The 2,849-nt window shown below is 72.8% G+C and carries 2 protein-coding genes; both read left to right on the top strand.

The window, feature by feature from the left end; translation table 11 throughout:
- The first annotated feature begins 68 nt into the window (after positions 1 to 68).
- Positions 69 to 2,243 carry a M13 family metallopeptidase gene (locus I8D64_RS16865; protein ID WP_200501347.1) on the top strand — a complete coding sequence of 725 codons (2,175 nt, stop codon included), beginning with the start codon at positions 69 to 71 and terminating at the stop codon, positions 2,241 to 2,243.
- A gap of 7 nt (positions 2,244 to 2,250) precedes the next feature.
- A complete protein-coding gene (locus I8D64_RS16860) occupies positions 2,251 to 2,829 on the top strand; it encodes a hypothetical protein (RefSeq protein ID WP_200501348.1) in 579 nt (192 codons plus the stop codon).
- Positions 2,830 to 2,849 lie beyond the last annotated feature (20 nt).

Raw genomic sequence — 2,849 nt, 5'->3', positions numbered from 1 at the left:
CGCGGCGCCGCCCCCGCGCCCGTCCCACCACCCAGCCTGACGCCGCCCTCTTCGACGAAGGAGTCACCATGACCGATGCCGTCCCCTCCGACAGCACCACGACCGCAGCACCCACCGGCTCCGAGGTCCGCTCGGGCCTGGACCGCAGCGGCGTCGAGGACTCGATCCGCGTGCAGGATGATCTCTTCGGGCACGTCAACGGCGCCTGGCTCGCGGAGCACGAGATCCCCGCCGATCGTGCGTCCGACGGCGAGTTCCGACGCCTGCGGGATCTCGCGGAGGAGCGCGTGCGCGCCATCGTCGAGGAGGCTGCCGAGGACCCCGAGCTCGCTGACCTGCTCGCGGCGGGCGATGCTCCGGAGACGGATCGCGGACGCGTGGGCCTGCTCTACCGGCTGTTCATGGACGAGGACGCGGTCGAGGCCGCCGGCGCCGCACCGCTCGCACCGATGCTCGAGGAGGTCGCGTCCACGACCTCGCTCGCGGACCTAGTGCGCCTGCTCGCCTCCCCCGTGGCCGGCACCAGCGCCCTGCACGCCTACGTGTGGACGGATGACGACGACTCCTCCCGCTACCAGGTGAAGCTGCACCAGGGCGGGCTGGGCCTGCCCGACGAGTCCTACTACCGCGAGGACTCCTACGCACCGATCCGCGAGGCGTACGTCGGCCACCTCGCACGTCTCGCCGATCTCGCCTCCCTGCCCGGCCGCGAGGGCCTCGTCGCCGGGGACTCGAGCGACCTGGCCCGCGCGGTCATGGGCTTCGAGACGCGGCTCGCGGCGTGCCATGTGGACCGGGTGCGCCTGCGCGACAGCGAGAAGTCGAACAACCCGATGGACGCGGCGCAGCGGGAGGCCCTCGCCCCCGCGTTCCCCTGGGATGCGTACGTCGAGGGCACGGGCGCGCCCGCCGGCGCCTTCGACGTGGTCTGCGTGAGCCAGCCCGAGTTCGTCGAGGCCGTCGCCCCGCTGCTCGCGGCCGAGGACCTCGCCGTGCTGCGCACCTGGGCCGCCCTGCACACCGTCGGCGCCTTCGCCCCGTACCTCTCCTCCGCCTTCGTCGAGGAGGACTTCGACTTCTCCGGGCGCACCCTCTCCGGCGCCGAGCAGCTGCGGGAGCGCTGGAAGCGCGGCATCTCGCTGGTCGAGGGTGCCGTCGGCTTCGCGATCGGACAGGACTACGTCGCCCGGCACTTCCCGCCGGACCACAAGGCGCGCATGCAGGAGCTGGTCGGCGCGCTGCTGGACGCCTACCGAGAGTCGATCTCGACGCTCGCGTGGATGACACCGGGCACCCGCGAGAAGGCCCTCGCCAAGCTCGAGCTGTTCACCCCGAAGATCGCCTACCCCGACGTGTGGCGCACCTACGAGGGCCTCGAGCTCGACCCCCACGACCTCGTCGCCTCGGTGCGCGCCGCCCGCATGCACGATGCCGCCCACGACTTCGCGAAGCTCGACGGGCCCGTCGACCGCGACGAGTGGCACATGACCCCGCAGACCGTCAACGCCTACTACAACCCGGGCGCGAACGAGATCGTCTTCCCCGCCGCGATCCTCGAGCCGCCGTTCTTCGACGCCGAGGCCGAGGACGCGGTGAACTTCGGCGGCATCGGCGCCGTCATCGGCCACGAGATCGGTCACGGCTTCGACGACCAGGGCTCGAAGTACGACGGCGAGGGGAACCTGCGCTCCTGGTGGACAGACGAGGACCGCGAGGCCTTCGAGCAGCGCACCCGTGCGCTCATCGACCAGTTCGACGCCCTCACCCCGCGCGTGCTGCGCGAGCAGGCGGAGGCTGAGGCGAAGGCGTCAGACGCGACCGGCGCGGCCGGTGCGGCACGTGCGGACGATGCGACCGGCGCGACCGGCGCGACCGGCGCGACCGACGCCAGCGGCGACGAGCTGCCCCATGTCAACGGCAGCCTCACGATCGGTGAGAACATCGGCGACCTGGGCGGGCTCACCATCGCGATCAAGGCCTACCTCGCGCGCTCCGGCGGGAACCCGCCGCGCCTGGACGACATGAGCGGACTGCAGCGCGTGTTCTGGTCCTGGGCCACGGTGTGGCGCGCGAAGTCCCGCGCGCAGGATGCGGCGCGCATGCTGGCGATCGACCCGCACTCCCCCGCCGAGTTCCGCTGCAATGCGATCGCGAGCAACCTCGACGCCTTCCACGCGGCCTTCGACGTGCGTGAGGACGATGCGATGTACCGCGCGCCCGAAGACCGCGTGAGCATCTGGTGAGGACGGCGTGAGCAGGCCCGAGGCACCCTTCCACGTGGGGCGGACGACGCCCGGCGCGGTGGGCTGGACCCGCATCGGCATGAGCGTCGTGATCGGCGTCGGCATCGCCGGGTATGCGCTCGCCTGGGCGCGGGGCGAGACGGTCGTGCTGGGTCTGGTGCTCGCCCTGGCCGTGCTCGTGTACGCCTTCTGGTCGTGGATGCGGCTCGCCACACGGTTCGTGGTCGACGGCGACGGGGTGACCGTGAGCCTCGGAGGCTTCCTGCCGCGCCCCGCCTGGCCCGTCGCCGACTTCCGCACCGTGCAGCTGCGCCGCATCCCGGGCGAGTCGCTCGGCGCGACGGTGGGCGGGCTCGGCTGGCGCCGCGGCCGCGTGATCTCGCCCGAGAGCGGGAGCATCGAGGCGCTGCCCGGCCGCAAGGTCTTCACCACCGGCGAGCAGCGGTCCTCCTACCGCCTGATGGTCTCGCGTCCCGGGACGCTCGTGGAGATCATCGGCCGCGAGGGCACCCACTTCCTGCTCTCCCCCGACGATCCCCGCGCCGCCGCCGAGGCGATCGACCAGGCCATCCGCGCCCGCCGCTGATCCGCGGGGCGGCCCGCCCC

It is taken from the genome of Brachybacterium halotolerans, from assembly GCF_016623465.1.
GTDB lineage: Bacteria > Actinomycetota > Actinomycetes > Actinomycetales > Dermabacteraceae > Brachybacterium > Brachybacterium halotolerans.
Note: the sequence above shows the minus strand (reverse complement) of the source record. Positions and strands in the feature narration are given on the sequence as shown.

What these genes read in the sequence shown, in the direction of transcription:
- I8D64_RS16865 (WP_200501347.1), top strand. Translation starts at nt 69, where the DNA reads ATGACCGATGCCGTCCCCTCCGACAGCACCACGACCGCAGCACCCACC.